This window comes from Chitinophaga fulva (assembly GCF_012927205.1).
In the GTDB taxonomy this organism is placed as follows: domain Bacteria; phylum Bacteroidota; class Bacteroidia; order Chitinophagales; family Chitinophagaceae; genus Chitinophaga; species Chitinophaga fulva.
Genome location: NZ_JABBGC010000002.1, coordinates 426,248 through 449,825 on the forward strand (window position 1 = coordinate 426,248; position 23,578 = coordinate 449,825).

The 23,578-nt window shown below is 47.8% G+C and carries 19 protein-coding genes, 2 tRNA genes and 2 pseudogenes; 17 read left to right on the top strand and 6 right to left on the bottom strand.

The window, feature by feature from the left end:
- Nucleotides 1-114 precede the first annotated feature (114 nt).
- The 4 genes and pseudogenes from HHL17_RS34050 to HHL17_RS18205 all read left to right on the top strand — a co-directional run.
- Nucleotides 115-1,347, top strand: a pseudogene (locus HHL17_RS34050) (non-ribosomal peptide synthetase); the annotation flags it as partial.
- 258 nt (nucleotides 1,348-1,605) lie between these two features.
- Nucleotides 1,606-3,873: pseudogene (locus HHL17_RS34055) on the top strand (alpha/beta fold hydrolase); the annotation flags it as partial.
- A gap of 49 nt (nucleotides 3,874-3,922) precedes the next feature.
- Complete coding sequence (locus HHL17_RS18200) at nucleotides 3,923-6,385, top strand: TonB-dependent receptor (RefSeq protein ID WP_169226245.1); 2,463 nt, start codon at nucleotides 3,923-3,925, stop codon at nucleotides 6,383-6,385.
- 52 nt (nucleotides 6,386-6,437) lie between these two features.
- Nucleotides 6,438-7,661, top strand: coding sequence for a Fe(II)-2OG oxygenase family protein (locus tag HHL17_RS18205; RefSeq protein ID WP_169226246.1), 1,224 nt, complete (start codon nucleotides 6,438-6,440; stop codon nucleotides 7,659-7,661).
- 297 nt (nucleotides 7,662-7,958) lie between these two features.
- Here the strand turns inward: HHL17_RS18205 and HHL17_RS33950 are convergent, their stop codons facing one another.
- Nucleotides 7,959-8,144 carry a class I lanthipeptide gene (locus HHL17_RS33950; RefSeq protein ID WP_206156080.1) on the bottom strand — a complete coding sequence of 62 codons (186 nt, stop codon included), beginning with the start codon at nucleotides 8,142-8,144 and terminating at the stop codon, nucleotides 7,959-7,961.
- A gap of 173 nt (nucleotides 8,145-8,317) precedes the next feature.
- On the opposite strand from HHL17_RS33950, the gene HHL17_RS18210 reads away from it, so the two are divergent.
- From HHL17_RS18210 to HHL17_RS33960, 5 genes are all read left to right on the top strand, one after another.
- Entirely contained in the window at nucleotides 8,318-8,527 is a 210-nt protein-coding gene (locus HHL17_RS18210; protein ID WP_169226247.1) for a class I lanthipeptide, read from the top strand.
- A 174-nt stretch (nucleotides 8,528-8,701) separates the two neighbouring features.
- Nucleotides 8,702-8,902 (top strand): class I lanthipeptide, encoded by a 201-nt coding sequence (locus tag HHL17_RS18215; protein ID WP_169226248.1) that lies wholly within the window; start codon nucleotides 8,702-8,704, stop codon nucleotides 8,900-8,902.
- A gap of 252 nt (nucleotides 8,903-9,154) precedes the next feature.
- Nucleotides 9,155-9,376 (top strand): class I lanthipeptide, encoded by a 222-nt coding sequence (locus tag HHL17_RS18220; protein WP_169226249.1) that lies wholly within the window; start codon nucleotides 9,155-9,157, stop codon nucleotides 9,374-9,376.
- Between the two features lie 32 nt (nucleotides 9,377-9,408).
- Complete coding sequence (locus HHL17_RS33955; protein ID WP_206156081.1) at nucleotides 9,409-9,636, top strand: class I lanthipeptide; 228 nt, start codon at nucleotides 9,409-9,411, stop codon at nucleotides 9,634-9,636.
- A 310-nt stretch (nucleotides 9,637-9,946) separates the two neighbouring features.
- A complete protein-coding gene (locus HHL17_RS33960; RefSeq protein ID WP_206156082.1) occupies nucleotides 9,947-10,144 on the top strand; it encodes a class I lanthipeptide in 198 nt (65 codons plus the stop codon).
- Nucleotides 10,145-10,347: 203 nt separating this feature from the next.
- Here HHL17_RS33960 and HHL17_RS18225 read toward each other — a convergent pair whose 3' ends face one another.
- Both HHL17_RS18225 and HHL17_RS18230 read right to left on the bottom strand, forming a co-directional pair.
- On the bottom strand, nucleotides 10,348-10,821 hold the full coding sequence (locus tag HHL17_RS18225) for a group II truncated hemoglobin (protein WP_169226250.1): 474 nt from the start codon (nucleotides 10,819-10,821) through the stop codon (nucleotides 10,348-10,350).
- A 117-nt stretch (nucleotides 10,822-10,938) separates the two neighbouring features.
- A complete protein-coding gene (locus HHL17_RS18230) occupies nucleotides 10,939-11,757 on the bottom strand; it encodes an XRE family transcriptional regulator (RefSeq protein WP_169226251.1) in 819 nt (272 codons plus the stop codon).
- A 70-nt stretch (nucleotides 11,758-11,827) separates the two neighbouring features.
- Here HHL17_RS18230 and HHL17_RS18235 point away from each other — a divergent pair, with 70 nt between their 5' ends.
- Genes HHL17_RS18235 through HHL17_RS18250 form a run of 4 tightly spaced genes read left to right on the top strand, consistent with a single transcriptional unit; the run spans nucleotide 11,828 to nucleotide 17,905 of the window.
- The gene (locus HHL17_RS18235; RefSeq protein WP_169226252.1) at nucleotides 11,828-12,562 is read left to right on the top strand and encodes an ImuA family protein; all 735 of its coding nucleotides are present in this window, start codon (nucleotides 11,828-11,830) and stop codon (nucleotides 12,560-12,562) included.
- A 4-nt stretch (nucleotides 12,563-12,566) separates the two neighbouring features.
- The gene (locus tag HHL17_RS18240) at nucleotides 12,567-14,060 is read left to right on the top strand and encodes a Y-family DNA polymerase (protein WP_169226253.1); all 1,494 of its coding nucleotides are present in this window, start codon (nucleotides 12,567-12,569) and stop codon (nucleotides 14,058-14,060) included.
- Between the two features lie 11 nt (nucleotides 14,061-14,071).
- The gene (locus HHL17_RS18245) at nucleotides 14,072-17,278 is read left to right on the top strand and encodes an error-prone DNA polymerase (RefSeq protein WP_169226254.1); all 3,207 of its coding nucleotides are present in this window, start codon (nucleotides 14,072-14,074) and stop codon (nucleotides 17,276-17,278) included.
- Between the two features lie 6 nt (nucleotides 17,279-17,284).
- The gene (locus HHL17_RS18250; protein ID WP_169226255.1) at nucleotides 17,285-17,905 is read left to right on the top strand and encodes an alpha-ketoglutarate-dependent dioxygenase AlkB family protein; all 621 of its coding nucleotides are present in this window, start codon (nucleotides 17,285-17,287) and stop codon (nucleotides 17,903-17,905) included.
- Here HHL17_RS18250 and HHL17_RS18255 read toward each other — a convergent pair.
- Entirely contained in the window at nucleotides 17,902-18,348 is a 447-nt protein-coding gene (locus tag HHL17_RS18255) for a hypothetical protein (protein ID WP_169226256.1), read from the bottom strand. The genes HHL17_RS18250 and HHL17_RS18255 overlap by 4 nt on opposite strands.
- A 184-nt stretch (nucleotides 18,349-18,532) precedes the next feature.
- Nucleotides 18,533-19,489, bottom strand: coding sequence for a helix-turn-helix transcriptional regulator (locus HHL17_RS18260; RefSeq protein WP_169226257.1), 957 nt, complete (start codon nucleotides 19,487-19,489; stop codon nucleotides 18,533-18,535).
- Between the two features lie 87 nt (nucleotides 19,490-19,576).
- Here HHL17_RS18260 and HHL17_RS18265 point away from each other — a divergent pair, with 87 nt between their 5' ends.
- From HHL17_RS18265 to HHL17_RS18280, 4 genes are all read left to right on the top strand, one after another.
- Nucleotides 19,577-20,566 carry an NAD-dependent epimerase/dehydratase family protein gene (locus HHL17_RS18265; RefSeq protein WP_240975905.1) on the top strand — a complete coding sequence of 330 codons (990 nt, stop codon included), beginning with the start codon at nucleotides 19,577-19,579 and terminating at the stop codon, nucleotides 20,564-20,566.
- 160 nt (nucleotides 20,567-20,726) lie between these two features.
- Nucleotides 20,727-20,800 (top strand) — tRNA-Arg (locus HHL17_RS18270).
- A gap of 143 nt (nucleotides 20,801-20,943) precedes the next feature.
- Nucleotides 20,944-21,020 (top strand) — tRNA-Arg (locus tag HHL17_RS18275).
- Between the two features lie 400 nt (nucleotides 21,021-21,420).
- On the top strand, nucleotides 21,421-22,470 hold the full coding sequence (locus HHL17_RS18280) for an alginate lyase family protein (protein WP_206156083.1): 1,050 nt from the start codon (nucleotides 21,421-21,423) through the stop codon (nucleotides 22,468-22,470).
- Between the two features lie 110 nt (nucleotides 22,471-22,580).
- Here the strand turns inward: HHL17_RS18280 and HHL17_RS18285 are convergent, their stop codons facing one another.
- On the bottom strand, nucleotides 22,581-23,462 hold the full coding sequence (locus tag HHL17_RS18285) for a helix-turn-helix domain-containing protein (RefSeq protein WP_169226258.1): 882 nt from the start codon (nucleotides 23,460-23,462) through the stop codon (nucleotides 22,581-22,583).
- Between the last annotated feature and the right edge of the window lie 116 nt (nucleotides 23,463-23,578).

Consider the following 23,578-nt stretch of genomic DNA (forward strand, 5'->3'; position numbering starts at 1 on the left):
TTGTTGTTACACGGCTTCAACGATACCACCTGCATCGCTGCGGATGCAGGCAAAACAGTAGTACAGCTGCTGGAGGAACAGGCAAGGATAAACCCTGATAAAATCGCACTGATAGCCGGTAATGAGACGTTTACCTATACGATGCTCAACAACAGGGTTAATCAGCTGGCCCACTACCTTGCCCGTCGTGGCGTACGGCGGGAAGTCATGGTGCCGGTATGTTTTGACCGGTCAGCGGACATGCTCATCGCTATATGGGGCATATTAAAGGCCGGCGGCGCCTATGTGCCTGTTGATCCGGGTTACCCGGCAGATCGTATCAGCTATATACTGGAAGATACAGGTGCCCGTATAGTGGTTTCCGTTACTGCACATGAGCGGTTATTGACCGGAGTAGAGATCATTGATCTGAAAAGGGACGCACCGGAAATTGACCGCATGCCGGCAGGTAATCCCGAAGACAGTTGTATGCCCGTAGATCTGGCTTATGTGATCTATACCTCCGGTTCCACCGGCGTGCCAAAAGGCGTAATGATACAACATGACAGTCTTACGAACTATCTGCTCAACTGCCGGAAACGGTATGTGGACGGAGATCCGGCAGACGGTTCCTACATGCATCTTTCTTATACTTTTGATGCTTCACTCACTACTTTTTTTGTGCCGCTGATATGCGGAAGACCGGTAAATATTGCACCGGCAGCTATACCGCCTGCTGACATATTAAGCGCCCCGGCATTTTATGCAGCTATGCCGTATACGTTTGTCAAACTAACGCCCGCGCATATGTACCTGTTACAGGAAAACGGCCTGAATAGCAGGCTGCATACCCGGCGACTGGTGATAGGAGGAGAGGCGCTGCAATACCGGCATTTGCAGCAGTTGGGCGAAGCAGGCAGGGATATGGAAATTGTTAATGAATACGGACCAACCGAAGCTACCGTAGGATGTTGCGTGTACACGTTCAGGGCGGGTGACATACAGGCTGATACGGTTATTCCGATAGGCCGGCCATTGGATAATGTAAAACTGTTTGTGGTGGACCGTTCGATGGAGCTTTCTCCAATAGGTGTGGCAGGAGAATTGTGCATCGGTGGCGTACAGGTGGCGAAAGGCTATCTGAATCAGCCTGCGCTGACAGCAGAAAAATTTGTCGACAGTCCTTTTGGGGATGAGAAGTTGTACCGGACGGGAGACCTTGTACGGTGGTTGCCGGATGGCGTACTGGAATTTATCGGCAGGATAGACGACCAGGTAAAAGTGAATGGCTATCGGGTGGAACCGGGTGAAGTGGAAGATGCACTGAGCCAAATGGAAACGGTCAGGGATTGTTGCGTGGTGGCCAGGAAAGACAATATGGGGAATGCCCGCTTGACAGGATATTATGTTCCTCACAGAAAAGCCGTTAAGTCCACGGAAGCCACTTTCTTTCAAAGAAGGGTGGGAAGCTGGAGAGAGTTATATGAAACCACCTATGCGCCTTCTGAAGCAACAGCGCCGGTAAATGCCACTTTTAACATCGTTGGCTGGAATGATAGTTTTACCGGCGGAGAGATACCCGCAGAAGAGATGAAAGAATGGCTGGACGACATTATCGGCCTGATTTTATCAGGGCAACCGTCCAATGTGCTCGAAATAGGCTGTGGCTCCGGACTGTTGTACTACCAGCTCAGAAACCGGATCAGGAAATATGCGGGTACGGATTTTTCGGCCTCCTCTATTGCGATGATCGAGGCCAACATACAGGCAGAAGGGGAACGCTATTGTGAAACCAGTCTGAAGGTTTGCGCGGCACACGAAGTGACGCTGCCCCGTGATGAAGAGGTGGACACTATTATCATCAATTCCGTGGTGCAGTATTTCCCGGGAGAAGCCTACCTGACGGACGTGGTCCGCAATGCTGCCGCTCTGCTGAAAGGAGGCGGGCGTATCATCATCGGTGACGTGCGGGATTGCCGTCTGCTCCATCTCTTCAAGGCCCGTCTTTGCGCTGCTGCTATGAAACCCAGCGCAAGCCTCCGGGAACTTGAATGGAGCATACAACAGGCTGTATTAAAGGAAGAAGAGTTATGCTTATCTCCGGCTTATTTTTATCAACTGGCATCTCTTATTCCGCGTATAACGGGAGTGGATATACGTTGGAAACAAGGCGTGTGCGAAAACGAACTGACGCTCTACCGGTATAATGTAACGCTTCATATCGGTGGAAACCAGGGGCAGGAACCGACGGCCTGGTACAGCTGGACTGATGTCCGGAAAAGGCAGCAGGACTGGTCACAACTGCCTGCAGGCACAGTGGTAGGTTGGACGCACGTTCCCAATCCCCGTTTGTGGAAGGAAAAACGGTTACAAGTCGTTCTGGAAGAACGGCAGGGGACAGTAGCTGAATTGCTGCGGTCTTGTGATGAAAAGGACAAAGCATATGCAGCAGTAGAGGCCTGGCTGGATACGCTGCGACAACAGGGATATCAATACGTCCTGTCTCCGGATGCTGACCCGCTGGCGATGAAGGTGGTCATTTCCCGGGAAAATATTTCCCTTGCCGCGAGAGCTCCGGTTGAAAATGATCCGTTGGAAATCTATAGTAATATTCCGATGTACACGGAAATAAATTCCTTTCTGCAACAAAAAATGCGGGCATCCTTAGGACAAAAAATACCTGATTATATGATCCCCGGAGAGTTGATAGCGGTGGAACAACTGCCGCTTACAAGAAACGGGAAAGTGGACCGTGCTTTTCTAACAGCCAGTGAGCAGGCAAGCCGGACAGAACGGCTCAATTATCTGGCGCCACGTAATGCCCGTGAGCAGGAACTGGCAGCTATATGGAGCGAATTGTTGTCGGTGGAAAAGATCAGCATAGAAGATAACTTTTTTGCCCTGGGCGGGCACTCTATCCTTATGATACAACTGCTGCACAGGCTCGCGGGAATGTCCGTCACGCTGAAAGATTTGTTTACTTACCAAACCGTGAAAGAGCAGGCTGCATTCATCGAACAGCAACAACAGAAAACGGAAATATTTGATCAAAAAGAAGGTATTTTAAATAATCATTTGTTATTATTGCGTACAGGTCGTGTTGATGCCCCGGTGTTTATTGTACCCGGTTCTACCGGTGTCAGTGATTCCTATGAAGACCTGGCTGCCGCCATTCATACCAGGTACGCAGTATACGGTATTCAGATGGTGGGAACGTTCCGCGGAGAAACACCTTTACAGGATTTGGAAGATCTGGCCGCTACTCATATCAAATGGATAAAAGAAATACAACCCGTTGGCCCATACAAAATTGTAGGCCATTCTTTTGGTGGCTATGTAGCTTATGAGATGGCCCGGCAGCTGGAAACATGCGGTGAAAAACTGGAGCTCCTTTCCATTATCGACGTGGAAGCTATTTCAACAAAACAAAACCCGGGATCAGAAGAAGAACTGATAGACCTCCTGATGCTGATGGCAGGAAGGATCATGGAACGTTATGGTGTTATAGGAAAGCCTTATCCCCGTTGGATCGGCGAACTGAGGGAACAACTGTTCGGGCTTCAGTCGGCTGAACACATGATAACTTTCATGGAGCAGTATACAAGTGACAGGTTACCAGGGCGGCAGCTTTCCATACAGGCGCTGTTCCAATTGCTCAGGTTACAAACGATGAATGCACTGATGTCCCGGAAGATCCACCATGCAAAGCTGGATGCTCCGCTGACGCTCATCAAGGGCGCTGATGAAGATTGGTCCGCATTTGAAGAGAAGCTGGGATGGGACAGGTTTTTTAGCAACGTGGAAGTGTTTACTGTTCCGGGAAATCATGCGGACATGTTGCTGCGTAGCGCACGTAAGATGGGAGAATGCCTTACCCTGCAGCTAAGAGAATAAGATGACCGGATTGTTCAATAAAACTTTAAAAGAACCATTAATTGTTACTATGGCAAAAAGATGCACCCTGGTTTGTTTGACTATCTTCATTTTTATAACCGGTCATAGTTTTGGCCAGCAAAAGGCAGATGGCCGTATTAAAGCGGTCATCACGGAAAAACAATCAAAAGATAAGGTACCAGGAGCCTCTGTGTTGTTGGAGAATATGGCTGATACGTTGTATAAAAAATCTTTGCTCAGCGATGGGGAAGGCCGCTTTACCTTTACCGGTCTGGAAAACGGCAGTTATAAGGTGACCATCACCTATATAGGGTTCCGGAAATATAGCAGTCATCGTATACTGATCAGCAATAGTATTCCCGAAGCAGACCTGGGCGTCATCACATTGGACAGGGAAGAAGCCAAAGATCTTAGGGAGATAGTTGTCAACGCTACTAAACAGGTAACGGAACAGCAAGTAGATAAAACTGTTGTAAATGTGGACGCGCTTATCAGCAACACGGGCACTACCGCCTTTGATGTGTTGAACAATGCTCCTGGTGTAGTGCTGGATGATGGCGGCAACGCGAGCCTGAAGGGAAAAGATGGCGTGCGTGTTTTCATTGATGGCAAACCCTCTTATCTTACCGGCAGAGAACTGACCGGCTATCTGAAATCAGTCCCTTCGGGTACCATTGATAAAATAGAACTGATGTCCAATCCGCCGGCCCGCTACAATGCGGAAGGTACCGGAGGAATCATCAACATCCGGACGAAAAAGCTAAAATCCAAAGGTTTCAACGGCAGCGTTAATCTTAACTACAGTCAGGGCGTGTATGCTAAAACCAATAACTCCGCCAGCTTCAATTACCGGAATGATAAAGTGAATATCTTCGGTAATGCCGGATACACGCTGCAAAACAACTTCGTTAATTCAGACCGTGACCGGAATTATAGCTTTAAAGATGTTGCCCGTAACTATACCCTGAAGCAACACTATTTTGAAAAGAACAAACGGCAAGGATTTAACTATAAGGTAGGAGCAGATTATAATGTGAGCGACAAAACCACCATCGGAATAGTGCTTTCTGATAATCATATGTCGCCCTACAAGGAAACGGGAAGATATAACAGTCTTTTTCTCCGGCAGGAAAAAACTGATTCAACGATCTATATCAATAGCAACGTAGAGGAAAGCTCCAGAAATTTTACAGGCAATGCCAATTTCCGGCATCAGTTCAACAAAAAAGGGAGGGAGTTGAATGTGGACGTGGACTATCTGAAATACCGCTATTCGCAGCAACAGCGGTCTGAAAGCGTCACTTATCAGCCAGACAGCGCTATCTCTGACAGGTATAATCTGCATTCCAATAATCCTTTTCATGCAGAAATCTATGGCGGAAAAATTGACTATGTGCATATGGCAGGTGATGGCATGAGCCTGGAAGGCGGTGCCCAGTCCATCTATTCCAGGCGGAACAGCGAAGGCATCTATTTCAATGGTATAAATGACGCCACTTCTCCGGCCACACAGCTGAATAATAAGTTCAGCTACAATGAAAATATCAACGCACTGTATGTCAATTTCAGTAAGGATTTCAACCGGTTTTCGCTGATTGCGGGTTTACGGATGGAGAATACCAATGCCAAAGGGACTATATCCACTGTAGACCTGCGCAAGGACTCCTCCTTCCGGAAGGACTACACAGATCTATTTCCAACAGTTTCTCTCTCCTATAAATTTGACAGCAGCGGTCTGCATGTGCTGACGCTCGCCGGAGGAAGGAGAATTACCAGGCCGGGCTATCAGGAGCTGAACCCTTCTGTGTTTTTCTTTGACAAGTACACCTCCTACCAGGGTAATCCTTTGCTGACGCCGGAATATGCCACCAATTTGGAGCTGAACTACAGCTACGACGGCAGCTATACGGTGGGTGTTTATTACAGCCGGGTAAAAGGAACGATCACACAGTTGTATACCCAGGTAGACAGCGCCTTTATTTCGAAGCCCTATAACCTGGAACTGGTAACCAATGCAGGCATTACTGCCAATGTTTCACATAACCTTACAAAATGGTGGAGCGTGAATCTTTATATGGAATTGGTCAATGCCCGTTTCAGAGGCTGGCAGGAAAATAATGTATACCTGGACAACAGCCGTACCAACTTCAGGATCAACGGCAGTACGAAAGTACAGTTGGGTAGTGGATGGAGCGCGGAAGTAAGCGGGTTTTACAAGACCCGGATGGTAATAGGACAAGCCATACTGGAGCCGGCATGGAAAATGAATGCTGCCGTGCAGAAAAAAGTGATGAAAAACAAAGGTTCCATCACCGTTAGCGGACTGGATATATTCAGAAGCTGGGTAGTAGACAGGAATATCAATATCCCGGAAGGACATGTCTTTATCTCAAATATGTTTGATACCCATCTTATCAATATCGGATTTAATTACAGGTTTGGTAAAGCGGTAGCCACCCGCGAGAGAAAAAACAGTATAGAGAACGAACAGCAAAGGGTGGACAGCAATTAGCCTGTTGCCCGTACCGAAAAATAATTCTTGTTTAACCCGTAAACCAGAGATTATGAACTGGATTAACTACCGTAGTGTAAAGTCCTTGTCCTATGAGAGGGCACGCATTGCCGGGCTGCCGGAGACATACATCCTCACCCTGTCTCAGGAAGAGGCAAGCATTTATCGCGATATGGCGCTTGCAATTCCTTTTAACCCCTATAGGCAGGATGAGCAGGAAGATTTCGTAAGAAGTGCCAAAGAGATAGCCCGGTCTTTTGCGCCATCGTCCCGTAAATTTATTGAAGAGCATTTACAACACGGTTTTGGGGCGGTGCTTGTAAAAGGGCTCCCGGTGGATGAAGAGCTGCCGATTACCCCGCAGACAGGAGGACCGTTGCCTCCTGATTATAAAACGACATTTGTGTCTGAAGCTATGCTACTGGCCCTGGGTGAGCTGACAGGCGCCGAACCCTTCAACTTCAGGCAGGAAGGACAGGGGAAAGCCCCACTGATCGATAATATTGTACCCGTTTATAAACTGAAGACACAGAAAGGGGCCGGTGGTTTTGATAACAATTTCCCCTTTCACTGCGAGAGCGCATGGCATCGGAAAAGACCTGATTACCTTATCCTGCTGGGGGTTAGAGCCGCTGAAGATGCACAAACCCTCGTTTTCTCAACCCGTATGTTTGAAGGTACTCCATGGCAGACAGCTTCCGCTGATATCCGCCAATGGTTCCGGCTTAAAGCGCCCGACCTGTATGTGCAGATGGAAAAAGCCGGTATACCCATGGGGACTGCTGATTTTGCCTTGAAACCTCCCATTGAACATGGACCGCACGGCATACAGCTGCATATCAACTTCAATGGCACCGACTGCATTGATATGAAAGCAGTGGAATGGTTGGCTGAACTGGAAGATTTTATTGAATCCAAAACGGTAGGTACCATCATATCATCCGGTGATGCACTATTGTTAAATAATTACCTTACCTGTCATACCAGGACCGGTTATTCACCTGTGTTCAACGGGATGGACAGATGGTTTCTCAGAGGATACTTTAAGAAAGACCTGTGGGCCCGTAACGAAAAAGCAGCGGGAGAGGTGTATGATGAACAGACTTTCAGGGAGATGATCGCGCTGGGCTGGATGTCTGATGATGGTACACTCACTACCTCCTTTTCCAAATTCGTTCATCAGCCGGAAGAAGTAAAAAAACTGGAAGACCGGGAGGCGGCATTGGCCACGCTGGCATTCCAGCTGACACCGATAGCCGGTACCCGGCTGGTATAACCATAAAAGCAGTCCTGATGACAATACTTACCTGAACATCCATAATACCAGGCAACAGGGCTTGTTCCTCGCACTGCTGGGAAATAACCCCCATATCCGCCAGGTACTCTGGCAGGAGTGGGTTGATATTGATTATCGGATTGTTAAAGTAGGTGATGTAATCTTCATTGCTGACCAGCTTTCCCCAAAAAAACAAAGGTTACCACATAGAGGTGACCTTTGTTTTTTGGGTTGGATGTAACCGAACAGTTAATCTTCCCGGTAATGCTCAACGATAAGAAGTAGCACTTTGATTACTTAACATCTCGCAGTTTGACAGGTTGTTCTGGTATTACATACACTACCCTGTGTAGCGCATATAACGTCACTGGGCAGTGTTGCACTACCGCCAACCAATGCGGCCTGTTGTTCGTCGCTTAACGCAGCGATCTTAATTTTCCCCAGCAGCAATTTTTTTGCAGAACTTGTTTTTACTTTTTTCATAACCCGGATTTAGATGAGCATCAAAGATCATGGTGGTCGCTGCAGGCTTTTTTCAGTATAAAAAGCAGCCGTGTCGCCGAAAAGTAGGCGCAGTGAAGATATGGCGCAGCGTATTACTGCATACCCTCTGCAGATATAAAAGCGAAATTTAGATTTCACCAAAAAAAATCGTTATGAAAAAGAAAAAAGTGAATCTTCCCAAACTCTCTCTCAACAAAGAAGTGATCAGTTATTTATCCCAGGAAAAAATAACCGGAGGAGTGCCTTCCCGTTACAGGACCTGCATTGGAGGCTGTACTGAAACTGTGTTTACTTGCACGATTCCCACCTATCAGGATCTTTCATGTGTTGTTGCATGTGAACCTGAAACAAATCTGTTATGAAAAGGAAAAAACTGATGATCCAAATGGTATTACCTGTGTTCTTACCTGTATTACAACGGTATGCTGATAGCATAGCCGGTTATTTTCGAAGATAGCAGTACTGTATGCTGATGGCCTGCCTGTATTTAAACACGTACAAGAGCAAATCCAATATTTAACCCAAACCCTTCCGTTATGAAAAAGAAAAAAGTGAATCTTCCCAAACTTTCCCTGAACAAAGAAGTAATCAGCGATTTATCCCAGGACAAAATAGTAGGTGGAGTAGCCACTATACGGGAACAAACCTGCCTGAGGACCTGTGGAGGAAGCTGCCTGTGTTCTGTGTTGATTGAATGCATTACGCAAGCCGTTTCCTGCCCGGTTACAGCATGTTGATAACATTCGGTTGTGTTAACCGATGCGTTGGGCAATCTGAACAGTAGCCTGAATTCAGACGGCTTGAGTACAGTGGAATACCATGCTCAAGCCGTTAGTTTTCTTATTATACGGTACTACTGCATATCAGGCGCATTGAAGCATATGTGCAGGGAGAAAAATAAACTCCTTTCACGTTGTAAAATAAGCCTGTACTGCATAATTTATGCAGGTGCAAGCCCGAATTTTATATTTCACCTAAAATATTCCGTTATGAAAAAGAGAAAACTGAATCTCGCTAAGCTGTCACTCAACAAAGAAGTGATTAGCAGTTTATCCCAGGAAAAAGTAACAGGCGGCGCCACTGCGAACACCTGTTTTAAAACATGTGTTCAAAGCTGTCTTTGTAGTGTATTCGACTGTCAGCCTCAAACACAGATCAGGCTCTCCTGCCTTGTATTATGCCAGCCAAGTGCATTGTGCCCGGTTGAGTAAGCTATCGGGATTTCACCTAAAATCATTTCGTTATGAAAAAGAAAAAAGTAAATCTTTCCAAACTCTTTCTGAATAAAGAAGTGATTGGTAGTCTATCACAGGAAAAGATAGTTGGGGGAGCGACTGTCCTTGAGCAAACCTGTCGTCAATCATGCTTTGGAAGCTGCCTGTGTACCCAAATTAACTGTCTCACAAAGGGAGATACCTGTAACTCCTGTATTGTAACCTGCCAGCCAACAAGTCCGTTGCTGTGCCCATAATTATTTATTATCTCGCCTAAACAAACCCGTTATGAAAAAGAGGAAACTGAACCTTCCCAAACTCTCCCTGAATAAAGAAGTGATCAGCTGTTTGTCTCAGGGAAAGATAGCAGGCGGTATGTCTGCACCGCTGGTTACCTGTCTTGAAACCTGTTTGCTTACCTGCGGTTGCCAGGTTTCAATGAACAACGAGATTTCCTGTGCCACGGGGTGCGGCACTAGTGTGTGGTGCGATACTAAAATGAAGTGTCCATGATATTCACTGATGATATATCTATTATTTAACCCATAACCCAAAAACAACTCCGTTATGAAAAAGAAGAAATTGAATCTTCCCAAACTCTCACTCAACAAAGAAGTAATCAGTGATTTGTCCCAGGAAAAAATAGTAGGAGGTGCAACTGTACGAGTGCAAACTTGTCTGAGGACCTGTTTCGTAAGCTGTTTCTGTTCTGTGCTGGATGTATGCCAGACACAAGATGTTTCCTGCCCGGTTACGGCATGTTAATAGCATTTGGTTGTGTAAACCGATGCAACGGGCAATCTGAACAGTAGCCTGAAAGTAAAAGAGAGTGTTTCAAAAAACACTCTCTTTTTTTTGGGAAATCCCTGATAAGTCAAAAAGCTGTCTCAATAGAAGAGACGGCACAAGTAAAGACGTTTGAAGTGATGAGCGGATTACCGGTATGCATTGAATGCAATGGTCCCGGGTTAATGCTCTTCATTTGGATTCCAATTCCATTTCGGCACTTCTCTTAGTGGATGTAATTCGCTTTCAGATGTAGCATTTGAGTTTTGTTTGGCGACATGCGAGCCAAAGTCAACATGAGATTTAAGCGCATCACGAAAAGGTTTGTCTGTTGGGAGACCAGCTTTGTCAGCGGCTTCCATATACAAGTCCACAAAGCGTTGCCGCTGTTCTTCTGTAATATTGAATCCTCTGTGTGCATCGATCAAATGCATAAAACCTCCCATCTCTTTGGTGAACTTGTCTGGTCCGCCAAATGTTTCAGCAGTGAAAGCCGTGAATTTTTCCACATGACCTGGTTGCTCATGTCCAAAGAGTGGCTGTAGTATTGGGTCAGCAAGGCATGCGTGATAAAATATATAAGTGTGCTTGTATAACGCGTCCCAACCGCCTGCATGATCATAAATTGTCTGGTTATTTTTTCCTTTACTATTCACGGTAAAAAATTGTCCGGGATTTTAAAATGGGTATGCTGGTAGTCGGGTAACTTGCTGCTGACGCATTTGCCTGATCTTGATAAACAAAGCCGGAGGATACCAACCTGAAGTTAAATACTAAAGTTGACTTTTTCCCACCAACTTCTCCACCTTCGCGTCCAGTTTTCCCAATGCCTGTAGAATAGCGTCCATATCAGACTGTGGCGACAAATCTGTGTTTGTCCAGTAGCTATGGTATTTCCACATTTCCAGTACTTCACTTACCGGAAGATCATAGGGTTTGAATAACGGGTTCAGTGAAACCAGGTGTAACAGGCCGTTTTGCTGAATAAGATTATAGACCACCTTGAACACAATGCCTTCGTTTTTGGTGATCACCACGCAGGGTGTACCGTCTTTCAAGGTAGACCAATCCTGGATATATTCTACGATAACATAAGCGCCTTCAGGAACCGGCAGCATGGACTCACCTTTAACGGGAAACATCCTGAACTTCCTGTCTGCCGGGAGTTGCGGCATATGAAACACCGGGAGGCTGGAAATATAATCCGGATCGGCATAGCCGGCGGTGTATCCGGCCTGAACACTGTGGGAAACCATTTCCACTTGTTCCTTATTGTCCGGCGTAATGGTGGTGGCCAGTACACGCATCTTTTTCCCGCTCACATAACTCATGTCCCCGGCTTCCAGTTCCCGCACATGCAGTTCTCCCAGTTGAGAAAGGTCGAGGCGTACAAAAGTGTCAATGTCAACCTTAAAAAAATCAGATATCAGCACCTGGTCCTCCAGGGGAGGGTTCCGGGTGGCGCCGGTTTCCAATGCCTTCAGTTTGGTACGGGTAAATTGAAGGGCAGTAGCCAGGTCATCCTGTGTCATCTTTTTCCGGTTGCGGAGAAATTTCAGGTTAGCGGCCCAAAAATTATTTTGTTCTTTCATATTTTTTTGGCATTATTACTGCCGGTATATTGGCATTATTAGTGCCAAATATAAGTCAACTTTTTGAAATATGAAACAGTCAGCTGAAAGAAATGAGGTGATAGCCAGGCTGAGAGGGGAAATTCTTTCTTCAGGGGGGACTGTATTTTCATCCCATTCCAATGATCATCCCGACCTGGGCCCTTTGAACATGGCATTTCCGGGGCATTGTTTCCCTTTTAGGGGCACCCATGAATTTATCAGTCATAATAGTGAAACGGCAGCTGCTACGCTGGGGTTCATGGCAGGGCTGTTGAGCCGTATCATGAAAGGCCCGGAGATGGCTGTTTGGGTGAGCGTCCACCGGACGCTGTTTCCGCCGGGATTGAAAACATTTTGTATTGTGCCGGACAGGATCATTTTTATAGACCTGGTATCGGAGAAGGAGATGCTCTGGGTGGTGGAAGAGTGTCTGAAATGTAATGCCCTGGCGGCAGTGGTGGGAGAGGTGCCGGACATTCACCCTATTGCATTACGGCGTCTGCAACTGGCTATAGAGAAAAGCGGGGTGCCCTGTCTGTTGCACCGGCACCGCCCGCGAAGCGTGGAGAATACCGTCTGTACCACCCGCTGGATGATCACCCCGGTGGCCAGCCTGATGGACGAAGGTTTGCCGGGCGTAGGTTATCCGCAATGGCAGGTGGCGCTGTTGAAAGTCCGTAACGGAAAGCCGGGCAACTGGCGGCTAACATGGGACGGGCAACAGTTTCAGCTGGGCAGTACGGAAAGAATGGAAGAACAAAATATTTATACCAAAGCAGGTTAATCGTATGAAGCGTTACATGGCTGTCTGGTTTCGCCATCTGGCGGCTGACCGGCTGGCGCTGCGTTATCCGGGGCTTCGTCAGCAGCCTTTTGTATTGGTAGCGCCGGAACGGGGAAGAATTGTCATCCGGTCTGTCAGCCGGGAAGCCGGCCAGCTGGGCATCCTGCCGGGAACAGTGCTCGCAGATGCCAGGGCCGTATATCCGGACCTGTTATACTATGATGAAGATCCTTCACAGGATAAACTGCTGGCATCCCTTGCCATATGGTGTTACCGTTTTACGCCCATCACCGGGATAGACGGGCCCGACGGCCTGATACTGGATATCAGCGGCTGTACGCACCTGTGGGGAGGAGAGGAAGCTTACTTTGAAAGTATCGTTACCAGGCTGCAAGCCGGCGGCTATCATGTAAGGGCGGCCATTGCAGACACCATGGCTGCGGCCTGGGCGGTGGCCCGCTATGGGACCACGCATCCGGTGATTGCGCCTGGAGGCCAGGCCGCTGTAATGCGCGATCTGCCACCGGAAGCCCTGCGGCTGGAAATGCCTGTGATAGACCGGCTGCGGAAGTTAGGCCTTACACAAACAGGGCTGTTTATGGATATGCCTCCGGCTGTATTGCGGCGGCGCTTCGGTCAACAGGTACTGGAACGCCTCGGTAAAGTGCTCGGCACCCTACCGGAACTACTGGTGCCGGTACAGCCTCCGGACCCTTACGTGGAGCGGCTTCCCTGCTTCGACCCGATACGGACCGCCCCCGGAATTGAACTGGCCATCCGGAAACTGCTGGAAATGATTTGTCAACGGCTGCAACAGGAAGAGAAAGGACTGCGCAAAGCAAGGCTGGTGTGTTACCGTACAGATGGCGGACTGCAACAGGTTGAGATCGGGACCAACAGCCCGGTGCGTAACCTGGAACACCTGTCCCGGCTTTTTGAATTGAAAATCGATACCATCGAGCCGGACCTGGGCATCGAGCTGTTTGTTATGGAAGCGCCGGTAGTAGAGGGATTGACCACACAACAGGAACGGCTGTGGGACCTGGACACCTGCGGCAAAAAAGATGCCGTGACAAAATTACTGGACCGGCTGGAAAGCCGTATCGGTGCTGCTGCCATTCACCGCTACCTGCCGGAAGAGCACCACTGGCCGGAGCGTTCCGTCAGGCAAACCACCGATGTACATGAAGCCGCAGCGGTGGCGTGGCCGGAACATCTCATACGGCCGGTAAGCCTGTTGGGCGCACCGGTGCGCATCGAAGTGTCTGCACCTATCCCGGATTATCCGCCGATGCTTTTTATTCATAAAGGTAAAATCCATAAGGTGGTAAAGGCCGACGGGCCGGAGAGGATAGAGCGGGAATGGTGGATTGAAAAAGGATTACAAAGGGACTATTATCAGGTGGAGGATGAAGAAGGAGGCAGGTATTGGTTGTTTCGCTCCGGGCATTATGGGGAACATAAGCCGGAATGGTTTATACACGGATACTTTGCGTGAATAGTAACGGTATGGGATATACGGAATTACAGATCACAACGAATTTTAGTTTTTTACGGGGAGCATCTCATCCGGAAGAACTGGTGGAACAGGCTGTCAGCCTGGGATATACGGCCATAGCGATTACAGATCACAATACGCTGGCCGGTATTGTACGGGCGCATGCGGCCGCCAGAGGGAAAAATATCCGGATCATCCCTGCCTGCCGGCTGGACTTACAGGATGGGCCGCCATTATTGGCTTATCCGACTGACAGGGCCGCCTATGGCCGTTTGTCAGCCCTGTTGTCTACCGGTAACCTCCGTACGGAAAAAGGTAAATGTGAGCTCTATAAAAAAGATGTCTATCAATATGCGGAAGGTATCAAATTCATGATGATACCGCCTGCTGTTTTAAATGGTGAATTTGATTTCGACGCTGATTTTAAAAGGGCGGCCAGGGAATACCGGCAGCATTTCAAATCTGAATTATACATGGCGGCATCCTGGTCTTACCGGGGAAATGATGGTAAGAAACTGTACCGTATTGCGCAGTGCTGCGAAGAGCTGCATATCGCTATGGCAGCTACGAATGACGTGTACTATCATGCCCCGGAGCGGCGGGAGCTGCAGGACATTGTGACCTGCGTCCGGGAAAAATGCACGATCCATAATGCAGGGTATAAGCTGTACCAGAATGCGGAACGTTATCTGAAACCGATCGCGGAGATGCAGCGATTGTTCCGGCGTTATCCGCAGGCGTTGGCCTGTGCGCAGGAAATAGCGGCTGCCTGCCAGTTTTCGCTGGACAGCCTGGAATATGTTTATCCGGAAGAAATCACCACAGAAGGCCGGACGCCACAAGAAGAGCTGGAGATGTTGACCTGGCGCGGCGCAGGAGAACGGTTCCCGGACGGTATCCCCGAAAAAGTAGAGAACACCATCCGGGAGGAATTGTCTTTTATGGCCCGGAAAAATTATGCGGCGTATTTTCTCACGGTATACGACCTGGTGCGTTTCGCGAGAAGTCAGCATATTCTGTGCCAGGGACGCGGCTCTGCGGCCAATTCTGTAGTATGTTATTGCCTGGGTATTACCTCTATTAATCCGCAGACTGTAAACCTGTTGTTTGCCCGCTTTATGTCGGACGCAAGAGATGAAGCCCCGGACATAGATGTGGATTTTGAACACGAGCGCCGGGAAGAAGTGATACAATACGTCTACTCAAAATACGGGCGCGACAGGGCTGGCATTGTGGCCACCGTTACACAGTTGCACTGGAAAGGCGCGGTGCGTGATGTAGGAAAAGCTATGGGCTTATCTATGGATGCGGTAGACCATCTGGCGAAATCGGGCTATGAATTCACGGAGGAGTGGATGGAAGGTAATACGGCCACCAGTGAAGGATTTAAAGCAAAAGACGCGGTGCTGATGAAAGTGCTGGAACTGACGGAACAGTTCATTGGTTTCCCGCGGCAGCTGGGGCAACATACAGGCGGATTTGTGATCACGCAGCACCAGCTGACGGACCTTTGTCCTATTCTCAATGCAAGGATGGAAGGCCGTACCAATATTGAATGGAACAAGGATGATATTGAAGCGCTGGGGTTTCTTAAAGTGGATGTGCTGGCACTGGGTATGCTCACCTGTATCCGTAAAGCGTTTGACTTAATCCGGCAGCATTATGGCTACCACTGTACTTTAGCCAATATTCCACAGAAAGAAAAAGTGTATGACATGATTTGTCGTGCGGACACCATTGGTGTGTTTCAGATCGAAAGCCGTGCGCAGATGTCTATGTTACCGAGATTAAAGCCCCGTAATTTTTATGATCTGGTGATTGAAGTGGCTATCGTAAGGCCAGGGCCTATTCAGGGAGACATGGTGCATCCCTATCTACGCAGACGGAACGGGGAAGAAAAACCTGTGTACCCCAAACCAGAGCTGGAGGCAATTCTTAAGCGCACGCTGGGGGTGCCTTTATTCCAGGAGCAGGCCATGGAAATTGCTATGGTCGCTGCTAATTTCACCGCGGCAGAGGCAGACGGCTTACGCCGTAGTATGGCCACTTTCAAAGCACATGGGCAGGTGGTAAAATGGCGTGAAAAACTGATAACGGGAATGCTAAATAACGGCTACGAATTGGAATTTGCAGAACGTATATTCAAGCAGCTGGAAGGCTTCGGTTCGTACGGTTTTCCTGAAAGCCATGCAGCTAGTTTCGCTTTGCTGGTATATGTTTCCTGCTGGATCAAATGTTATTTCCCGGATGTATTTGCCTGTGCATTGCTGAACAGCCAGCCGATGGGCTTTTATGCGCCTTCGCAATTGGTGACGGATGCCCGTAATCACAAGGTTGTCGTACGTCCGGTGGATGTGAACCATTCATATTGGGACAATACCCTGGAAGAAAAGGCTGGGGAGTACCGGGCGCTCAGACTGGGATTCCGGCAGGTAAAGGGATTGGGGCAGGAAGAGATGGAGCGGCTGATAGCAGGACGGACAACGTCTTATGCGAATATACATTCCATCATGGATGCCGGCGTGAATTTAAGTACACTGGAGCGCCTGGCAGATGCAGACGCTTTCCGATCTATGAAAATGGACCGCCGCAGGGCATTGTGGGAAGTGTCGGCATTGGCAGACCGGCCGCATGCGCTCTTTGAAGGCCAGCCTTCGGAGAGTGCCAGCGAAGCGCCGGTGAAACTGCCGCTTATGACACCTTCTGAGCATGTGGTGGAGGATTATGCTACCATGGCTTTATCACTCAAAGCCCATCCGGTAAGCTTTGTACGCCAGCAGCTGTTTAAACGCAACGTCCTGTCTATCCGGGAGCTGGACCAGTGGCCGGATGGAACGCCTTTGAGAGTAGCGGGCCTGGTACTGGTACGCCAACGGCCGGGAACCGCCAGCGGCATCTGTTTTATTACCATTGAAGATGAAACCGGTAGCGCCAACCTCGTGGCTTTTGCCAAAATTTTTGAACGGTTCCGGAAAGAAATTGTGACGTCCCGGCTGCTGATGGTGGAAGGAAAATTGCAGCGGGAAGGAAGTGTGACGCATGTGGTCATTAAAAAATGCTATAACTGCAATTCGCTCCTGAACCAGCTGTCAGTACCTACTGACGAAGAACAGCTGATGAACGTGCCCTATAGTGATAACACACCTCCTGCCACCCAAAAGCCTGCCCCTAAAATGATACAGGCAGAACTTTTTCCTAAGGGCAGAAATTTTAAATAGAGAATCATGCAACTGAAATTATTTGATGATGATAGCCAGCTGGTACTGCCAGAGGATTTGATAGAATACCATCCCGCTTTCCTGAGTAGGGAAGATAGTGATCGGTTGCTGGAACAATTACTCAACACCGTTCCCTGGCAACAAAGCAAAATGATGATGTATGAAAAGGAAGTGCTGACACCGCGGCTGTCTGCCTGGTTTGGCAGTGAACCTATCCGGAGCGGAGACCAGCGCCCGGTGCTGCCCTGGCCTCCTGCGCTGCTGGAGTTGAAAGCGAAGGTGGAAGCACATACCGGAATTGTATTCGATGGTGTTTTGCTGAACTATTACAGGGATAACAATGATTCTGTGGCCTGGCATTCGGACAAGGACACGGTACCGGGATTAAAAACAGAGGTTGCCTCCGTGAGCCTGGGAGAGGAGCGTAATTTTGATTTCCGCAGTAAAGATGATCATCGTCGCCGTTATTCGATCAGGCTGCAGCATGGCTCACTGCTGCTGATGAAAGGTGATCTGCAAAGATATTGGGAGCACCGTATCGCTAAAGCCACCAAGCCCATGAAAGCCAGGATTAACCTTACTTTCAGGAAAGTGGGCGGAACAACGGCGCCCCCTTATATTCCTTAACAATCGTCGGTGTTGTAGAATGTTTTGTCCATGTAGTCCTCGTATTTTTTGATATCAGTTTCCGGAAGATGTGTTTTCCTGAGCACTACCTTTTTCTGTATCGTACCGTTGGGGTGTATCCAGATGCCGGAAAATCCTTCTGCATTTTTTTGCAGTATCATCACGCCGGAAAACCGGTGTTCCACCAGTATGAACTGATTTTGCTGGTTATACTCCACATTCAACGACAGCCATTCATTGCCTTTTTTTTTGGTGTAGCGGTAAATGCACTGGTAATAAGGATCTCCCCCGCAATCGCGCGGTACAGACACCAGGTACAGGGTAATCGGCAGCTTGCCATCGATGGTGCCTTCATAGAGCTGCGGGACACGGGCTTCCTGTGCAGTGGCCTTCCATGCACAGAACAGGATGGCGAAGGCCATCAGGATAAATGTTTTCTTCATCTGGAGAAACGTGAGTTAATGGGTGCAAAAATCGATCATCGACATAAACAAACAATAAATATTTATTATTCGCTCATGGTGGATCAACATTCGCGGACGGCATTTAAAAATATGAGTAAATGCGCTCCGTTATCATCTGCGGGGAACCTCCGCAAATCAGGGAAATCAGCAGTAATCATGTCTATCAGCGGTTACGGCTCAGCTGTCCTGGTGTTACACCAAACCTTCTTTTAAACGCCAGGATAAAATTACTGGCGTTGGCGTAGCCCATCAGCCAGGCTACTTCGTTGACGTGCATGTCGGTCTGTAAAAACAGCTGCATGGCATGGGCCATCTTTCGCTCCTGGACCAGCTCATAGAGCGTGGTGTCATATTGCAGCCGCAATTGCTGTTTGATCTGGTATTCCGTTAATGTAAAGTGCCGGGCCACATCAGCGAGGGATTGAACATCGAGGTAGTGTTCAAGGATATAGTGATATACTTCCTGCATCTCCCGCTGCCACGCCGGGCGTGGTTCTGGACGAAAGCCGGAAAATGCCAGCGTAATGATTTCTGTTACTTTGCTGTGGTGGTACACAGGCAATAAATTGTCGGACACCGGAGGGTGTACCAACGACCGCAGCGCCAGTTGTATCTCCGGTGAGGTGGGCATGGCCGTGGGAGAGAGCGCGAAAGTGGCCCCGGACGCCAGTTGCCGGTTAACATCCCTGGGGGGAACGGCAAATTGTGCCAGCACATCTTGCAAAAGAGACTGCCGGAAAGTAATGGCGAGGTATTCAAATCCTTGCTGGGCTCTGAAATGCAGGTCCGACTGGAAATTGTCAGAAGCATACAAATTGAACTCCCCGGCTTGCAGCGGTTGCGGTGCAAGTCCTTTGAAATCGGCGCAGGAATTGCCTTTGAGCTGAAAATGAAGGCTTACGTGAGGGATGTCTCCTTTTACCTGCTGCACCGTGATGTCCTGCTCAAAATCGGCCCTGAATTGTATAATTCCGAAGTCCTGGTTAAAGGAATGCAGCACCTGGTGCCGTACATGGGGTAGGGCAAAGGTACTGTGCTCGAAGTGATCGAAGCGGCGGCAGTCGGAAAACCTTCTGGCTGCAATCTCTTTATAGGCGTCTCCGCTGATCGTGTATGGCATACTGCAAAGATCACTATTTTTACCTCGTAAATCAATATCCCTTGCTGGCGGTACCTGTTATCTTTGAGGGTATCAAAATCTCAATATATGATGCGTGTTTTAGTTACAGGCAGTTCCGGACATTTAGGAGAAGCGCTGGTGCGCAGATTGCTGGACTTACGTTACGAGGTGATTGGCATCGATCAGATGGTTGGCACTTTTACTACTCATAACGGCTCCATTACTGATACAGACTTTGTCCTGAAGTGCATGAAAGAGGTGTCTGTGGTGTTTCATGCAGCCACGTTGCATAAGCCACATGTGGTCACGCATTCCGTGCAACAGTTCATCGATACCAATATCACTGGTACGTTGCGCTTGCTGGAAGCGGCGGTGGCAGCGGGTGTGAAACGTTTCGTTTTTACCAGCACTACCAGTGTGTTTGGGGATGCGATGGAGCCGGCGCCAGGTGGACCGGCAGTATGGGTTACGCCGGCATTAGCGCCGATGCCTAAAAATATCTATGGTATCACCAAGGTGGCAGCGGAAGATCTCTGCCGGTTGTTTTACCGTAAGCAAGGCTTGCCCTGTGTAGTATTGCGTACTTCGCGGTTTTTCCCTGAGATGGACGATGACCGTAGGAAGCGGGAGGCCTATGATGATATGAACCTGAAAGTAAATGAACTGTTGTTTGGCAGGGTGGACCTGGCTGATGTGGTGACTGCACATTTGCTGGCAGCGGAAAATGCGGTGGCCATTGGCTTCGATCGTTATGTGATCAGTGCTACCACACCGTTTTCCAGGGAAGATATGCAGGCATTGCAGCATGATGCGCCGGCGGTAATACGCCGTTATTTTCCCGGTTTTGAAAAGCTGTATGACCGGCTGAAGTGGAAGATGCAGCCGGTAATGGACCGGGTGTATGATAACACGAAGGCCAGAAAAGAGCTGGGGTGGAAGCCGGAATATGACTTCGGCAGGGCATTGGAGGCGCTGGAAAATAACCAGGATGTTTTCAGTCCGCTGGCACGACAGGTCGGTTCAAAAGGTTACCACAGCACTGTTTTCACAGAAGGCCCTTACCCGGTAGAAAAATGAGCAATGCCGATAAAGTGGCTGAGACTACTACTGGCAGCCGTTTTAGGCGGTGTTGTAACGACTGCGTATAGTGGTTGACGGTAGTGTTCCAAAAAAATATTTCAAAAAAATTTGTTTAAATAAAAACTAATCCTACATTTGCAATCCCAAACGGGGAAATGGCCTTGTAGCTCAATTGAATAGAGCATCTGACTACGGATCAGAAGGTTTCAGGTTTGAATCCTGACAGGGTCACTACTAAAAATACTGCAACACTTTTTGCAGTTTTTTTTAGCTCAATAAAAATACACTGTTAAAAAGTGACAGATGTAAAGAGTTGAAAAATAATTTGTTAAGATAAAATATTTGTTTATCTTTGCAATCCCGAAAGGGGAAATGGCTGCGTAGCTCAACTGAATAGAGCATTTGACTACGAATCAAAAGGTTTCTGGTTTGAATCCAGACGCGGTCACCAATTATCAATGAATTATAAAGGGTAGCATTCTCGGGAGTGCTACCCTTTATACGTTTTGCACGTCAATTAATAAGTTTGACTCCAATAAATCTTGGAGCCCACGTAATATACCATCCACAGCAACACATTCCAATATTAAGTCTTCATCCGGAGAAAATATTCTCAGGCAACCTGCGTTAATGATTTACCGTACATTTAAAATTGTCGTTTTGACATTTATCTAACTGGAAAACGTGTGAAATTAATGAGAATAAGCACCATTGGAGGAATACTGTTATTTTTCGTAGTAACATCCTGTAGAAAAGAGATGGTCAATGCTGCGGAAAAGTTGACATTGAACAATCATGATACTGTTTTTGTGCATCCTGGATTATTGCATAAACAATCTGATTTCGACCGCATGAAAAACAAAGTGCGTGCAGGAGCGGAGCCGTGGCTATCCGGCTGGAACCAGTTGGTCACTAATCCGCACAGCGCACTCAGCTGGCAGCCTAACCCGGCAGATACCATTTACCGAGGCAGCGATGGGATTCATCATGAGAATTATGGCCAACTGTATAACGATATTGCTGCCGCCTATGCTACGGCATTAAGGTGGAAGGTATCAGGGGATAAAAGTTACGCCGAAAAGTCCATACAAATCATGAACGCGTGGTCAGCTAGGCTAAAGGGTATCGGCGGCAACAACGACGCCAATCTGGCGGCGGGTATTTACGGCTATCAGTTTGCCAATGCGGCGGAAATAATGAGAACTTATGATGGTTGGGCGCCGGCGGATTTTGCCAGATTCCGGAAAATGATGCTGAAGGTTTTTTATCCTATGAATCATGCTTTCCTGACAAGAAAGGAAAAGTGTATGAGCCATTTTTATGCAAACTGGGACCTTTGCGTGATGAACTCCATCCTGGCTACCGGCGTATTATGTGACGATCGGGATATCTATAATGAGGCTATCAACTATTTTAAGCATGGCACAGGAAACGGCGCTATCGCCAATGCCATTTATTTTATTCATCCCGACGGCCTGGGCCAATGGCAGGAAAGTGGCCGGGACCAGGGGCATACTACACTAGGCATTGGTTTGATGGGCACATTTTGTGAAATGGCCTGGAGCCAGGGCGATGATATGTATGGTTACGACGATAACCGGTTTTTGAAAGGGGCGGAGTATGTGGCTGCATATAATCTCGGCGACTCGGTTGCCTTTAAGCCCTATACCAATTGTGTTGGGGTTGTCCAGAATGTGATCAGCAGTGGCAGCCGGGGTAATACCAGACCTGTTTGGGAGCTGGTGTATAACCATTATGTAAACCGTAAAGGGTTGGCGGCACCAAATTGTGCGCGGTTTGCACAGAAAGTGCGCCCGGAGGGCGGCGGCGGAAATTACGGACCCAACAGCGGTGGTTATGATCAACTGGGCTATGGAACATTAGCCTTCACGCTGAAATAGCCACTTATACGGTTAATATTTAATCACCCAAACACTTTATTGCCAATCGCCAATAGCCGGCCTGGAAAATCATGCAGATGAATGACTGGAAACCGGGACTGCAACAACATTTAGAAGCCCACCATATCCATTTGTTTTTTGTAATTCCCCGGAGATATGCCAGTAATTTGTTTAAAAATTTTTGAAAAATAAAATACATTTTCAAAACCTGTTTGTGTGGCGATTTCAGTAAAAGTCATCTGGGTTGTCACCATCAGGTATTGGGCCCGCTCAATTCTTTTTTCCTGTATATATTTTACAGGCCTTTCCCCGGTGTGCTGAAGGAAAAGGCGGGAAAAATAATCCGCATGCAGGTTGGCCCTTTTTGCCAGAACGGCTACCGACAGATCGCGATGTAGGTTTAATTGAATATGGCTGATGGCATTTAGAATTTTTGCCGGCACCTGTTGCGTATCGTTGTATTTAAATGCGTCTTGTGTCAGAAAGCGCGAAACCAATTGGAGAAGTATCCCGTGGGTTTCCGTAAATGTTGACATACTTTGCCGGTTGTTAAGGTCCTGGTAGGCTTTGTAAAAAGTATTTTTTTCGTACACCCTGGGGTTGTCGGAACCATTGATACCTCTGCCAGGATTAATTTCCAACAGGCGCTCAAAATTAAGGATATCTATCTCCGTCGCCTTTACCTTCAAAATAGACCTGTTGTTTTCGAATAAGGAAATACCATCTGAAGACTCTTCAAAAAACTGAACGAAATACTGGCTAAGATAGTGTGTGCATACCAGGTCGCATAACGTGAAGCTTGGTATGATATACAGAAAGCCGGGCTCAAGTATGATCTTAGCTGACGCATCCCGGATTTCTCCAGCTCCGGCATCAATATAATATATCCTGAAATAGGGGCTGATCACATTTTTGTAGTTCCATTTGGAGCCGAGCTTTACGTGATCAACGTTCAATAGCGTGAATGTTTGTTTTAGCGTTCTTTTAATCATACGATACAATCTGTATTTATGCGGATCATAATTTCCCAATGTTACCGTTTCTCCAAAGCAATGATAGATAAATAGTCGGATTTGTATAAAAAAAAGTCTAATTAAGCTAAATGTTG